9 protein-coding genes are annotated in these 14151 nt (G+C 59.5%); 7 read left to right on the forward strand and 2 right to left on the reverse strand.

Annotation, left to right across the window (positions count from 1 at the left end; all coding sequences use genetic code 11):
* The 3 genes from NKJ46_RS31840 to NKJ46_RS31850 form a co-directional block, all read left to right on the forward strand.
* Positions 1-269, forward strand: a 269-nt coding sequence (locus NKJ46_RS31840) for a hypothetical protein (protein WP_352670880.1), incomplete at its 5' end; no start/stop codon positions are given.
* Complete coding sequence (locus NKJ46_RS31845) at positions 266-1045, forward strand: alpha/beta fold hydrolase (protein WP_352647154.1); 780 nt, start codon at positions 266-268, stop codon at positions 1043-1045. The genes NKJ46_RS31840 and NKJ46_RS31845, both read left to right, overlap by 4 nt.
* A gap of 243 nt (positions 1046-1288) precedes the next feature.
* Complete coding sequence (locus tag NKJ46_RS31850; protein WP_352670883.1) at positions 1289-2281, forward strand: SDR family NAD(P)-dependent oxidoreductase; 993 nt, start codon at positions 1289-1291, stop codon at positions 2279-2281.
* 583 nt (positions 2282-2864) lie between these two features.
* Here NKJ46_RS31850 and NKJ46_RS31855 read toward each other — a convergent pair.
* Both NKJ46_RS31855 and NKJ46_RS31860 read right to left on the reverse strand, forming a co-directional pair.
* Positions 2865-8333: an AAA family ATPase gene (locus NKJ46_RS31855; protein ID WP_352670886.1), complete on the reverse strand. Its 5469-nt coding sequence runs from the start codon at positions 8331-8333 to the stop codon at positions 2865-2867.
* Between the two features lie 741 nt (positions 8334-9074).
* Positions 9075-9590 (reverse strand): Dps family protein, encoded by a 516-nt coding sequence (locus NKJ46_RS31860; RefSeq protein ID WP_352647147.1) that lies wholly within the window; start codon positions 9588-9590, stop codon positions 9075-9077.
* Positions 9591-10034: 444 nt separating this feature from the next.
* Between NKJ46_RS31860 and NKJ46_RS31865 the strand changes: the two genes are divergently transcribed.
* The 4 genes from NKJ46_RS31865 to NKJ46_RS31880 are packed head-to-tail and all read left to right on the forward strand — an operon-like array spanning position 10035 to position 14131.
* Positions 10035-11051, forward strand: a complete 1017-nt coding sequence (locus tag NKJ46_RS31865) for a LacI family DNA-binding transcriptional regulator (protein WP_352670889.1) — start codon at positions 10035-10037, stop codon at positions 11049-11051.
* 33 nt (positions 11052-11084) lie between these two features.
* Complete coding sequence (locus NKJ46_RS31870; protein ID WP_352670892.1) at positions 11085-12404, forward strand: ABC transporter substrate-binding protein; 1320 nt, start codon at positions 11085-11087, stop codon at positions 12402-12404.
* Positions 12405-12455: 51 nt separating this feature from the next.
* Positions 12456-13301, forward strand: coding sequence for a carbohydrate ABC transporter permease (locus tag NKJ46_RS31875; RefSeq protein WP_352670894.1), 846 nt, complete (start codon positions 12456-12458; stop codon positions 13299-13301).
* Positions 13298-14131 carry a carbohydrate ABC transporter permease gene (locus tag NKJ46_RS31880; protein ID WP_352647141.1) on the forward strand — a complete coding sequence of 278 codons (834 nt, stop codon included), beginning with the start codon at positions 13298-13300 and terminating at the stop codon, positions 14129-14131. Before NKJ46_RS31875 ends, NKJ46_RS31880 begins: the two co-directional genes overlap by 4 nt.
* The last annotated feature ends 20 nt before the right edge of the window (positions 14132-14151 follow it).

Consider the following 14151-nt stretch of genomic DNA (forward strand, 5'->3'; position numbering starts at 1 on the left):
ATCGTGATCTCCATCGAATCTCGCAAATCCGACAGAATCACAACCTGCTGAAATCACTCAACTCTTTTTGGAACGGACACTTAGACCCTGACGAATTGCATATCCGGTGGTCGGAAGAGACCGTTTTTGCGGACGGCGGACGGCTGGCGGGCCGCGTCACGGTTGTAGCGATCTTGGAGACAAAGGTATTGGCGACACCTTGGTCTAGTGGATTTGGGTTCGCAGCACGGCTCTACTCCCTCCGGGTATTTTTGGAGAATCCATTATGAAAACTTTTATGAAGACCATTGCGATCGCTGCGGCGTTGAACCTTACGGCGGCGGCTCTGGCCGGGGAGCGAAGACCGACGATCGTCCTTGTTCACGGCGCCTTCGCAGAGTCCGCCAGTTGGAATGGAGTAGTCGCGGAGCTGACCCGCGACGGGTTCGCGGTCATCGCGGCGGCTAATCCGTTGCGCAGTCTAGGTGGTGATGCGGCCCAGGTGGCAAGCGTGGTTGCTTCCGTAGAAGGGCCGGTGGTCCTCGTCGGCCATTCCTATGGAGGGGCGGTGATCTCCGCAGTGGCGGACGAGCAGAGCAAAGTGAAGGCGCTCGTCTATGTGGCAGGGTTCGCGCCCGACATCGGCGAGAGTAGCCTCGGACTGACCGGCAAGTTTCCGGGAAGCACGCTCGGGCCGACGCTGGCGCCCCCGATCAACCTACCAACTGGCGAGCAGGACCTATATATCCAGCAGGACAAGTTCCCGGAGCAATTTGCAGCCGACGTTCCAACGGCCGACGCACGATTAATGGCTGCGGCGCAGCGACCGGTGACGCAGGCCGCCTTGGCCGATCGGGCGGTTCGCGCGGCCTGGAAGACAATCCCATCTTGGTGGATCTACGGTGCCGCAGACCGCAACATCCCGCCCGCCGCGATGGCGTTCATGGCTGAGCGCGCCCATGCCCGGAAGGTCGTGGTCATCGCGGGAGCCTCACACGTGGTGATGGTCTCCCGTCCCCATGAGGTTGCCGCGCTAATCGAGGATGCGGCGGCCGACGCAAAATAGTGGTGTCCCGCGGGCTGCTTCACTGGGGGGATGAACTCGCATCGGAGCGTCGTCGACTTTGTGTCCTGCATCACCTTGAAGGCGACCCCGATGGAGTATGCCGGGAGCTATGCAAAGAAGTTTACGGATAGCACCAGACGATTTTCGCGGCGCCATCGAGAGCCTGTCAGTGCGGGAATCCCTTCTCCGCCGCATCCGACGGCCCTCGCGGCTGGTGGACTATCGGATACACTGGAATTTGCAATGACCGATCCAGACTTCCCTACCATCAAAGCCCACGCAATCGTCGGCCGGATCACCAGTCGGTTTGGCGCGCAGTCGACGGCAGCTGACGTGATCCAAGGTATTGACCTCCGGGGCAAGCGCGCAGTTGTGACCGGGGCCTCGTCCGGGATCGGGGTCGAGACCGCCCGCGCGCTCGCGGGCGCCGGCGCGGAGGTAGCGCTCGCGGTCAGGGATATCGACGCAGGCCAACGGGTCGCGGAAGATATCACGGCGACCACGGGCAACCGCGACGTGCCAGTGGTCGGACTGGATCTCGCCGACCAGATCTCCGTGGCTGACTTCGTGTCAGGGTGGCGCGGCCCCCTCGACATCTTGGTCAACAACGCCGGCATCATGGCCTCACCCGAGCGGCGGACGCGAGAAGGCTGGGAATTGCAGTTTGCCACCAACCACCTCGGCCACTTCGCCCTAACGACCGGTCTCCACGATTTCTTGCGGAGCACCTTCCGCGCACGTGTGGTGGTGGTTAGTTCGGTGGGCCACATCAACGCCGAGGTAGACTTCGACGACATCAACTTCGAACGGCGCCCCTACGACTCCTGGGCGGCCTACAGCCAATCGAAGACCGCCAACATTCTCTTCGCGGTAGAGGCGGCGCGACGCTGGGCGGCCGACGGCATCACAGTGAACGCCCTCAATCCGGGCCGCATCCTCGGCACCCGCTTGACCCGCTTTATGGACACGCCTACCGCCGGGCCAGTGAGCTTCGAACCGGCTAGCACCGTCGTCTCCTGGAAGAACGTCGAACAGGGCGCCGCCACATCGGTCTTCCTGGCAACCTCGCCGCTCGTCAATGGCGTCTCGGGGCGCTATTTTGAGGACTCCAACGAAGCCGGTCCACACCAGCCGGGGGTTCGCCGTGGTGTCGCCGACTACGCGATCGATCCGCAGAAGGCGGCTCGCCTCTGGCAGGTTTCGCTCGACATGCTGGCCAGCCGACGTCTGCCCTGATGCAAACGAGCGCTGCCACATGGGCACGGCCCATCGCCTCGCTGGGGATTGTGGCGGGACCTGTCTTGCTGGGTAGGAGAACCGGCTTCATGTGATGCAAACCCGCCGGAAGAGGTGTCTGGTCGTCGCGGCGCGCGCTCGAGCCCTCGCGGGCCCTGTGTCAGCCGCGTGATAGCATCTCGGATCGAGGCTGTTGCCAGGAATACCCGCGATGCGGCTCGTCCCGCCGGCTGGTGGTACGCGAACGCCTGACGGCGGATCGGCTCTTGCCAGTTCGTCACCGGTGAATCCGGCGAGCTACCTGCTGCAGCACCATCTACCGCCGAACGCCGCCAACACGTACGTTCAATAGACCAGTCGCCAAACCTGGCGTTTCCTCGTGCTGCATCGGTGTGGCCTCGGTGGGCTTGCGGACTGCGAGGAGGGTCAAGGTGTCATTGGGAAGCCCAATCAAAGTGGCCGTGCTGGTCGGAAGCCTCCGCAAGGACGCCTACAGCCGCAAGATCGCCCGAGCGCTGACAGAAGTCGATCACCTTGAATTAAGAGGAGACCGTCACTGAATGGTGTTTGGTGCGCGCCGCTCTTAAAGCGGTTTTTCCCCAATTGGCAGCATCACGGAAAACACGGCGCCATGAGGTTTGTTCGGCGTTGCCCAGAGCCTGCCACCATGCGCGTCCACGATCGAGCGACAGATCGGCAATCCCATCCCCAAACCGTTGGACTTGGTCGTGTAAAACGCTTCAAAGATGCTCTCCGGGTTAGCCTGAGACAGACCCGGGCCCGTATCACTTACCGAGAGAAGGGCGCCGCCTGACTCAGCCTTGCTGGTCCTGATCGTCAATTCGCGCAATCCCTGCTCAATCTCGCTCATGGCTTCGATGGCGTTCATGATTAAGTTCAGAATCACCTGTTGCAACTGGACTCTGTCCCCGAAAATATGCGGCAGCCCGTCTGCCAGTTGCATCTTCGCCAAGACGCCTCTCTCTAACATTGGGATACGGGCTAGTGCCGCAATTTCCAAAATTGTCTCGTTGATTTCCAAGTTTTCCTTCCGAGCCGGCGCATTCTTGGAGAAGTCACGAATCCGGCTCACAATATCAGCGGTCCGCTTACCGTCGCTGATAATACGGCCGATCGCGTTCTTAACCCCTTCCAAATTTGGCGGCTGGCGGGCGAGCAAGCGCATCGCGGTTCCGGCATTCATCAGCGTGGCAGCGATAGGTTGATTGACTTCGTGGACAATGGACGCGGCGAGCTGGCCCATCGTTGCTACGCGGTTGGCATGCACCACCTCTGCCTCGGCGCGTTTTCGCTCGGTCAGGTCCACGACGAAGGCCACGCCCTGATGTCGGAGTTCGTCGAAGATCGCCCCACCCACAAGCACGGGCACGAGCTTGTTGTCACTCCGAAGAAGGTCCTTTTCATAAGGCCTGTAGGTACCAATTGAAGCCATATCCGCCAAGGCTCGCTCGTCAGCCCCTCTCCATTCGGCAGGCGTCAAGGAGGTCCAGCTGAGGAGGCCCGAAGTAACATCTTCGCGGGTATATCCCACGATATTGAGAAAGGCCTCGTTGGCCTCCATGATGCGACCGCCAAGATCGAAGATACATATCCCGATGATATTGGAGTCGACGAGACGTCGAACCTTCGCCTCCCGTTCTTGGAGATCGCTATAGAGACGTGTGTTCTCGAGCGAGATCGCTGCTTGCGCCGCCAGGAGTTCCAGGACAGTGATTCGAGCCGGTGTAAACGCGTGTGAAGTCAGTGCATTTTCGAGGAGGAGAATTCCGGTCAACTCTCCTTGTTTAATCAGCGGGACGCAGAGGATCGACTTCAATCGCCGATAGCGCAAATAGTCATCAACAGAGAACAGGTTAGGTTTGGAGGCATCATCGAGAATCACGCTTTCCCGCGTACGGATGACGTAGCGGACGAGGGATTCTGGACAGGTGATCGGGGTGATCGGCTCTTGACGCATCGTGACTTCGATCTGATCTCCGGTCGCTCGCGCCTCCGCCTGAATCAGATATTCATTCCCTGTTGGCAGAATCAAAAGGCCGCGATCCGCGCCTGCGTTCTCGATCAAGGTCCTCATCAGTCGCTCGATCAATTTGGGCAATTCGATCTCGCTGGACAGAGCCTGTGAGGCTATTATGACGCTCGCTGCGTCCAGATGTTGAACCGGGGAGCCAACGATTGCGGCACCACGTTCTCCTTCCGGAGCGGCCAAGTGCGGATAAAGCCGATCGAGTTGCCGCGCCTTGCCGTGGGCGCCCCAGCGGAGATAACAGCCCCGGGCCTTGCGCAGGTGGGCATTGGCCGATGTCTCGGAGCCGCGCGCGTTGTAGAACCTGGCGGCCAACTCACAGGCCAGGCCCTCGTTCTGCACGAAACTTTGGTCGCGAGCCAAACCAATTGCCTGCTCGTAAAGCCGCATGGCGTCGGCGTCCCGTCCTTCGATACGGGCGATCTCAGCAGCCAGCAGTGCATGCTTGTCACCGAAGGTGGGTGGGTAGTTTTCCGCCCATTCTCTCAATTGTTCCAGGTGCAGCGCCAGAAGATCATGCCATGCTCGCTTCTCGACGGCCGAAGCGTTCTCATAGAGTGTGGCCATGGTCAGCGCGGCGTAATAGAAGTAGTCGAGCTGCTGGAAATGAACGGGTGCGGCCCAAAGCATTTCTTTCGCCGTCTCGGCTGACGCTAGAGCCTCGACGTAGTCGCCCGACAGGAAACGGGCTTGTAGCTTGAGGATCCAGTATAGGCAGGCCGCCGTCGCCGTCCCGTCAGTCGTGATTTGCGCTTCGAAGTCCGCTTCGTCAAACGTCGCATCACTGAAAGTGGAGAAGGTTAAGGTACGGCCCTGCATGGTCGCAATGAAGCGTTGCTGGGCCATGATAACGGTGGCCACGTCATCGAAACGAGCTTTGCGGACAAAATCCAGGCCCATTTCCGATTCGCGCCACACCGCGTCGAGCGGATCGTTCCGCATCAGAAAGTCGGTGATGGACTTGTCTATGCAGTAGCAGGCGACGGTCAGATCACCGGTGTCAGTTGCTATGCGAAAGGCCGTTTGCAGACAATTTATCGAGCTTGCAATCGGTTGTGTCCAAACAGCCACTACCCCTTTCGCGTGGTAGGCCTTCCCACGGTAAGCGACGAAGCTGTGCTTATCGACAATGTCGCAAGCGAGCTCGGCGAATCGATAACCGTCGCTATAGCGGCGAAATACTGGTCCGAGGATTTGGCCGAGATCGGCATACCCATGGGCGGATGCGCCGCTTGTTCCGTGCTGCATGGTGATCTTGCCTATCCGGCACGCGAGCAGGCACCATAAATTGAAGTCAGTATGGTGAGCTGGCGAGAGGAGCACTGACAGCACGTCCATCGCGGCCAGCATTTCCGGATCCTTCATCATGGGCAGATCAATCAAGCTTTCGATCGGGCGTGCGCTGAGGACCTGCCAGACCGTCTCGTATTCGGCCTGGACCTGCGCCCAGCTTGGGTGCGCCGGCATTTCAATGCCGAATAGCCCCAGGCACGAGAGTGCGCTGTCGACGGCTTGGGCGTTTTCCGACTTCAGAGTATGGAGCAGGACCTTCAGACGGTAGGTGGCCGCCAGATCGACTTTCGACGCGGCGCATTGCAGCAAATCCATTATTAATTGCTCGGCTTCTTCGAAATTGCCGGTTAAAAAGTCGCACTCCGCACGTTCGGACCAGAGGCCGAACGTTAACTCGTACTGACTGTCCCAGCTTCTTTCGTCGAGCATGGCCATTCCGGCCGCTAGATACACGCATGCAGACACATAGGCGGCCGACGCTTTGGCCTTTCTGCCGGCGCGCAGGTTGAGCGCCGCCAGCTGGGCTTTCTCCGGCAGTTCAGTCAGCAGCCCAGCGCCGCCATTGAGCTGGCCGACGACATTGAACAGATGCTCGGCGAGCTGGTCACCTGTCATGTTCGCCAGCAGCTTGCGGCCGATGAGGAGGTGGGTGTCAATTCGGTGCTCGTCGGGAATGAGCGAATAGACCGCCTGTTGAATTCGATCATGTAGAAACCTGTATGCGCCATCCAGCTGATCGATGAGACCAGCGTAGACGGCCTCCCGCAGCGTCGCGTGCATTGCTTCCTCTGTTTCATCGTGTACCAGAGTCAGTGTGGCGATTCCGGCGACGTGGCCAAGACAGGCGAGCTGTTTCAGCACTTCCAGGGTGGGCGGAGAAAGCCGCTTCAGCTTTTCCACCATGAGGTCCACCACATTGTCGGTATAACCCTTCGCGTGGATGCGATCGACTTCCCATTGCCAAGCATGCCCGACGTGGTCGAACACCAGCAATCCCTCGTCGGCCAACTCCGTCAAGAATTGGATTGCAAAGAATGGATTTCCGCCGGTCTTCTCGTGAACCAGCTGCGCCAAAGGCCGCGCGCGCTCGATGTCACACTGCATGGCACTTGCGGTAAGCTGACTGACATCGTCGAGCCCAAGGGGAGCCAACATTATCTCCCCCACCCTTGCATCCGCGTTTTTGATTGTATCCAGCATTCGCAAAAGCAGGTGAGCCGGACCGACCTCGTCGTTCCGATAGGCGCCTACCAGCAGAAGGTGGCGCACTTCCGAGTGCGTGATTAAATGTTCGATGACGTCGAGCGTAGCTGCGTCCAGCCATTGCAGATCATCGAGGAACAGGGCGAGGGGATGATCCGGCCTCGCGAACGCGGCAAGGAAGCGGCAGAACACCACCTTAAATCGGTTTTGCGCTTCTTGAGGTGGCAGATCGGAAACGGCCGGTTGCTTCCCAATGATGAACTCCACTTCGGGAACGAGGTTGACGATCAGCTGTCCGTGCAAGCCGACCGCCTCTGCCAACACATCCCGCCATTGCTCCACTTCCGCTTCGCTCTTGACGAGAATCTGACGGACCAGAATCTGGAAAGCCTGAGCCAGGGTTGAGTATGGGATGTCGCGCTTGTACTGGTCGAACTTGCCTGCAGCGAAAAGTCCGCGTGACGGGACCAGGACCTTATGCAATTCGCTCACCAACGAGGATTTGCCGACGCCGGAATAGCCGGATATCAGTACGAGTTCTGAGGTGCCTTCGGCCACGACCCGGTCAAAGGACGCGTGCAGGGAGTCGATCTCGCGTTCGCGCCCATAGAGCTGCTCTGGGATCAGCAGTTGGTCCGATGTGTCGTGCGCGGCCAGCGGGAATGGCTCGAGGCGACCATGCAGCTGCCATTCCACCAGACATCGACGCAGGTCTGCCTCGACACCCCCGGCAGTCTGATAGCGTTCCTCCGCCGTCTTCAGCAGAAGCTTCATCACGATTGACGACAGCACCTGAGGAATTTCCCTTACCCGCTCAGTGGGCGAGTCAGCGCGCCTCGCAATGTGGCAATGAATCCACTCCATCGGATCAGAAGCGGTGAACGGGAGACTGCTGGTCAAGACTTCGTACAGCGTGACACCCAGAGAATAGAGATCACTCCGAGAATCGATAGAACGGTTCATCCGCCCGGTCTGTTCGGGAGCCATGTACGGGAGTGACCCGGCGATAAATTCGGGCGCCTCAGGCGACTGACGCTGGCGGGGAAGGCGGGACGCGACCCCAAAGCCGGTAAGCCAAACGTGACCGAAGTCGTCGACAAGTGTGTTCGCCGGCTTAATGTCCTTATGGATGAGGCCTCGCCGGTGGACTTGACCCAGCGCCGCTGCCAAACCAATGGCTGTACGCAAAAAGCGGAGCAGATCGATCGGGTGTCCCCTGTTCTGCTCAACTGCCCGATCCAAGGGTTCACCACCTGGATCCTCAAGAATGAGGAACATTCGCCCTTGCTGACGAGTCATCGCGATGGGCCGAGCCGCCCACGCTGCATCAAGTTCGCTCGCCAACGAGTATTCGTGTTCGAGCCGCCGCAGACTCTGAAGTGACGGCTGCTCAGCAGCGACCGCCACCGCTAAGATCGGTATCTGATTGCCGTGCTCTCTGCCGCGGTAGAGCGTGAACTCCGCCCCTTCGCGAAGAGGCTCCAATGCGTACTCGGAATCCTCAGCCATCAAGATTCTTGCTGGTAGGAGAATGAGCCCGTGCTCTGAGAGAGAAATTGACCCGCGAAAATCCGCAAATCAAGTGCAGCCCACCGTCAATCTAATCGGCGCCAACCTTGAGTGGCTTCCTACAGAGACGAGCTTCCACCCGGCCTTGGCCGTTTCAGGAGACAATGACCGCCTTTGAAGTGGGCTTTCCCTTCATCAAGAGCCTCATATCTGCGATCCACGCTGAGTTAGCGTGTCAACAGTGACGATAATCTAGTCACGCAGATGTGAACAGCTGTCCGAAGGTATTGGAGACACCTAGGTACAATCGGTCGGCCGTGCGGCCTCGAAATTGGCATCGCATGCCCGGAGACATGCGGCGTTCACCAGATAGGAAAACCGCAGTGGCGAAACGTGTCCAAATTGATGACGCGGTAACCATGCCACGATCTGCCAAGAAAACCGGCTAGGCGGGTCGTCGTTCGGATTACAAGAGCACCTGGTAGGGTTTCGAAGCTGCGGCCCACCCGGGAAGGTTATGCCAACGACGCGGTCCGCGCCGCTGCCATCCCCGCCCGACAAAACGAGTTTGAGTCGGTGCCGGGCTGAACAGTCGATGCGGATCGATGCCCCCTGACCGTCGGTCAGCGGGCTGTCCCACGCGAGCCCTTGCCGCTCATTTAGAGGAGTTACGCGATCCCCGAAGGCGCGACCTGCCGGTGCTGCGTGCGGACACTCGTCGGCCCTGCCCCGCTTTTCCGCTCAGACGCGGCAAATTTCATAGAGAAACCAGCTGCGCCGTTCGCTTTCGTCGATCCACACTTCGACCAGGCTCGCAGTGGCAATGTCCGAATAGCTATCGCACAGCTCATGGATGCGACGCAGTTCAGCCACCAATTGCTTGTTGTCACCGTGAAGCTCGGCGAGCATATCCTGCGGGGCGACATAGTCGGCATTGTTGTCTAGGATGCGTTGGCGTCCCGCAATATCGGAGATTGAACGGATCGTGGTTCCGCCGATCTTGCGCGCGCGCTCGGCGATCGCGTCGGTCATAGCAAAGATCTGGTCCGCATGCTCGTCGAGCAAAAGATGATAATCCCGGAAACTTGGACCGCTCATGTGCCAGTGGAAGTTCTTGGTCTTGAGATAGAGGGCGAACACATCAGCAAGAAGACCGGCGAGGCCAGCGGCGATGTCGCGGGTCGCGTCGGAGCCCAGATCTGTCGGAGTGCGAAGGAAGCGATCCGGACGGGTTGTCTTGCTCAATTGTTGCGTCATGATCTCGGTCCCTCTACATGCCGCGCGGGCGTTTTCTCAGCATTTTAATTTACGAAATGCCGCGTTATGATCCAATCAGACGAAGGTATAGATGCGCTGGCGGAGCCTCGATGATTGCATCCAATCAGGCCCCACGAGCGAGCAGCAGTCACCCGGTCTTAACGGCGATTAGACCCCAAACATCCTTTGGCAACCTGCCAGGTCGCCGTCGTATTTTTGAGAATTTCATCCTCTGGCGCCCATCGTGCACATCGCTGTCTGCATCGAAGATGCGGGCTCCATGATCTCGATTTCAGGCAGCCTGCCGGCAGCAGGGAGCCGGTCATGGGCAGAATGATTGTCTAACGGCTTCGCTCCGGACCGAGCCAGCTGCCGCGAAGCTGTTGACACTGGATCCAAAGCTGATAGTGATACGTATCAGTAATACGTATCACCGGATAACCGATGGCAAGCGGCAGAGCGACACAGAAGGATGTGGCCAGGGCGGCGGGGGTCTCGCAGGCCGCCGTTTCCATGGTGCTGGGGGGCGGCAGCGCTCCTTCGATCCCGGCGGAGACCTGGGCACGCATCACCAAGACTGCCAAGGAACTGGGCTACGTTCCCAACCGCTTTGCGCAGGCGTTGAAGACCAGCCGTTCGATGACCATCGCCTGTATCGTACCGGACATCACCAATCCTTTTTATCCATCGCTGATCCGCGGCATCCAATCGGTGACGGACGGCCTGAGTTATGACGTTATCGCAGTCAACACCGATGGCACACCGGAACGCGAGCGGCACTTCCTCGATTGGGCCCGTCAGGGTCGCGTCGATGGTGTGATCGGTGTCTTCTTCACTTTGCGTGCCAGCGATTTCAGCCCCTTGGTCGAAGCAGGGGTTCCGGTGGTCCGGATCGAGTCTTCCAAGAAGCGCGGCGGCGAGATCGTCGTCGACGACATCTATGTCGACAGCTGGGCCGCGGCGCTTGCAGTCACCCAGCATCTGATCGGCCAGGGCCACAAGCGTATCGCCATGGTAGCCGGCCGCGGTGGACCCCAAGCCACTCGCATCGATGGCTATCGCTCGGCCCTCGCCAGGGCAGGATATCCGGACCATGTGATCATTGACGAGGAATTCTCGGAGATCGGCGGCACACGCGCCGCTGAAGCGATACTTGCGAGCACGTTTCAGCCCACCGCGATATTCGCCGCCAATGACCTTATGGCCGTCGGCGTCATGCAGGCGCTGCGCGAGCGCGCCATCGAGATACCCAGAGAGATCGCCGTCGTCGGCTTCGATGATATTCCTGCAGCGAAGCTGGTCACGCCGCCGCTGACCACCGTTGCACAGTTTCAATGGCAAATGGGCGCGCGCGCGGCACAGACGCTAATGGAGCGGCTTCGCGGCACGAAGACCGGTGCGGGGACTGCGCTGGAAATGCCCTTCGAACTTATCCAACGAGGCTCGACACGAGCTATCTAGACACTGGCCGTCTGACAAACTGGGAGGAAAACCATGCAACGCCGTACGATTCTGAAAGCCGGACTTGGTCTGGCAAGCCTGCCGCTCCTGCCGCGAGTCGCCTATTCGGCCGACCAAAATCCCGTGACGTTCTGGTATGAATCGGCATCGCCGGAAAATCAGGACAATCTCAAGACTCTGCTTGTGGACCCATTCAACGCGGCCCATCCGGAAGAGCTCCTGAGCATCGACTTCCGCGGCTCCGATCTCGACAAGCAGCTTCGTGTCGCCATGCTCTCGGGCACCGGACCCGACGTCGTCTTCACCGCGGGCCCAAGTTATGTCGCCGCCATGGCGCAGGCTGGACAACTCCTGTCACTCGACGACTGTGCCAAGACATACGGCTGGAACGAACGGCTGCTGCCTCTGTTCCTCGATCTCGGCCGCTACGAGGGCAAGCTCTACGCGCTCGCCAAGACCTACGAGACGCTGGGGCTGTTCTACAACAAAACGCTGTTCGCGAAGAACAACTGGAAAGCACCTACGACGATTGCAGAACTTGAAGCCCTCGCCGATGAAATGAAGGGAAAGGGCCTCGTGCCGTTCGGCGCCGGCAATGCCGATTGGCGTCCGGCGAACGAATGGCATGTATCGATTGCCATCAACTCGATCGCTGGGCCGGAAACCGTCCACAAGGCATTGACCGGAGCCATTCAATGGACGGATCCGGCCTTCGTCGCGGCAATCGACAAGCTGGCCGAGTGGTGGGACAAGGGCTATTATGGCGATAACTACTTCTCGCTGACCTCCGAACAGGCCTTTGCGCAGATTGCCACCGGCCAGGCAGGCATGGCGCCTACGGGCACCTGGAGCTTCACCAACGTCAAGCCCTATTTCCCTGACAACAATGCCGAACCGGGTTTTGTCGGCTTTCCCAGCGCGTCCGGCGATCCCATCTTTCCGCTCGGGATCGGCTCGACGCTTTCGATCAATGCCAAGTCGGAAAATCCGGACGGTGCGGCCGCTGTACTCGACTACATGTTCCAGGACGACTTCTACATCAAGATGAACTCGGTCTGGCAAGGCGAATGGAACCTGCCGCTTGCGGATCTCTCCAAGGTGAAGCTGTCAGACAAGGTGCTGCCGCTCTATACGGAAGCCATGAAGAAGCTGTCCGCCGCCGTCGGTGCGGGCAAATATGGCTATACGACGTGGACTTTCCTGCCGCCCGCGACCGACACCTATCTGGTCAGCGGCATGGAAGAGGTTTGGCTCAAGAAAGCCTCATCCGCCGACTTTCTCAAGAAACTCGACGATACGTTCAAGCAGGAAAAGGACGCGGGCAAGGTGCCTGCAATTCCGGCCCGCGCCTGACAAACCGCTGAGGGCGGCGCGGCATGCGTCGCCCTCCCCCGGAGGAATTCCATGCATCGGCTCTACATTGTTCCGACGATGATCATCAATGTCGTCATCGTGCTGGTTCCGGCACTTTTGACAGTCGCTCTCGCCTTCTGCAATTGGGATGGCATCTCGGCGCCGACTTTTGCAGGCCTCGACAATTTCCGGGCCTTGGCTGCGGATCGTGTCTTCTGGTCGGCGCTCGGCAACAACATCGTCTGGACCGCCGTCTTCCTCACCGTGCCGATTGTCATGGGCCTCGCTGCGGCATCGATGCTGCTGATCGTGCGCCGCGGCAGCAACGTCTTCCAGATCGTCTATTTCCTTCCTGTGGTCATCGCCACCGCCATCACCGCGCGCGTCTGGCAAGGCATGATCTATAGCCCAGTTACCGGGGTCTTCGGCGTCCTCAAGAGATATGGCATGCCGGTCCCCAATCCGCTGACGCAACCGCCGCTGGCGCTGTTCGGCGTCGCGACGGTCGATCTCTGGCACTGGTGGGGCTTTCTTTGTGTCATCTTCTTCGCCGCGCTCCGCCAGGTGCCGCAGGAGCAGATCGAGGCCGCACGGCTCGAGGGCGCCACCTATTTCCAGATGATGCGCTACGTGCTGCTGCCCGGCATTCGGCCGACGATAACGCTCATGATGATCATGACGGTGATCTGGTCGTTCCTCGCCTTCGACTTCGTCTACATCATGACCCAGGGCGGCCCGGCATTTTCGAGCGAGCTCCTGTCCACCCTCGCCTACCGCAAGGCCTTCTACGACCTGAATGTCGGGCAGGCCGCAGCCGCAGCGCTTGTCATCAGTCTGTTCGGGCTGGTTGGCACCTTCTTCTACGTCCGTATCCAGACGCGGGAGGGAGAGCAATGAGGCTTGTCGAAAGCCGCCTGACGCTAACGGTTTCCTATGCGCTTCTTGGCCTGCTCGCCTTCATCGCTCTGTTCCCGATCGCGCTTCTGGTGCTCAATTCCCTGAAGCCGGCTGCTCAGATCGTGGAGAACCCGCTCGGTCTGCCGGACCCGATCCGCTGGGAGAATTTCGTCAATGCATGGAACCACGCGAAGTTTTCGAAGACCTTCGTGAACTCCCTTGTCGTCAGCGGCACGACGATCGTCTTGGTCTGCTCGACCTCGTCGCTAACCGCCTATGTTCTGGCTCGACGCAAGCTCAAGTCGTGGAAGATCTTCACCTTCTACCTGCTGGCGACGACGACGGCGCCCATCCAGCTCTACATCTTTCCGCTCTATTTCGGCTTCGCCAAGCTTGGCCTGATCAACAATATTTTCGGCGTCGCGCTGATCTATACCGCACTCTATAGCCCCTTCGCGGTGATGCTGCTGAGGACCTACTTCATCGCCGTTCCAAAGGAACTCGAGGAAGCCGCAATCGTCGATGGCGCCACCTCGTGGCAAGTTTTCTCGCGGGTAATGCTGCCGATCGTCTCGCCCGGCATCCTCACGGTGGCGCTCATCATCGGCCTCAATTCGTGGAACGAGTTCTTGATAGCGACGACCTTCCTGCAGAAGCAGGAAAACGTCACCGCTGTCATCGCCTTTTATCTGCTCTCCGGCCAATACAGTTCCGACTGGGGCGAGATCATGGCCGCTGCCCTCATCATCGTCGTACCCGTCGTCCTGCTCTTCGTCTTCATGCAGAAGCGCTTCATCGAGGGCATGGCCGGCGGCTCGGTGAAGGGCTGATCCCGTTTCGAATTGTGGAG

This window comes from Mesorhizobium sp. M0166 (assembly GCF_040322255.1).
GTDB lineage: Bacteria > Pseudomonadota > Alphaproteobacteria > Rhizobiales > Rhizobiaceae > Mesorhizobium.

What these genes read in the sequence shown, in the direction of transcription:
- NKJ46_RS31845 (WP_352647154.1), top strand. Translation starts at nt 266, where the DNA reads ATGAAAACTTTTATGAAGACCATTGCGATCGCTGCGGCGTTGAACCTT.
- NKJ46_RS31850 (WP_352670883.1), top strand. Translation starts at nt 1,289, where the DNA reads ATGACCGATCCAGACTTCCCTACCATCAAAGCCCACGCAATCGTCGGC.
- NKJ46_RS31855 (WP_352670886.1), bottom strand. Translation starts at nt 8,333, where the DNA reads ATGGCTGAGGATTCCGAGTACGCATTGGAGCCTCTTCGCGAAGGGGCG.
- NKJ46_RS31860 (WP_352647147.1), bottom strand. Translation starts at nt 9,590, where the DNA reads ATGACGCAACAATTGAGCAAGACAACCCGTCCGGATCGCTTCCTTCGC.
- NKJ46_RS31865 (WP_352670889.1), top strand. Translation starts at nt 10,035, where the DNA reads ATGGCAAGCGGCAGAGCGACACAGAAGGATGTGGCCAGGGCGGCGGGG.
- NKJ46_RS31870 (WP_352670892.1), top strand. Translation starts at nt 11,085, where the DNA reads ATGCAACGCCGTACGATTCTGAAAGCCGGACTTGGTCTGGCAAGCCTG.
- NKJ46_RS31875 (WP_352670894.1), top strand. Translation starts at nt 12,456, where the DNA reads ATGCATCGGCTCTACATTGTTCCGACGATGATCATCAATGTCGTCATC.
- NKJ46_RS31880 (WP_352647141.1), top strand. Translation starts at nt 13,298, where the DNA reads ATGAGGCTTGTCGAAAGCCGCCTGACGCTAACGGTTTCCTATGCGCTT.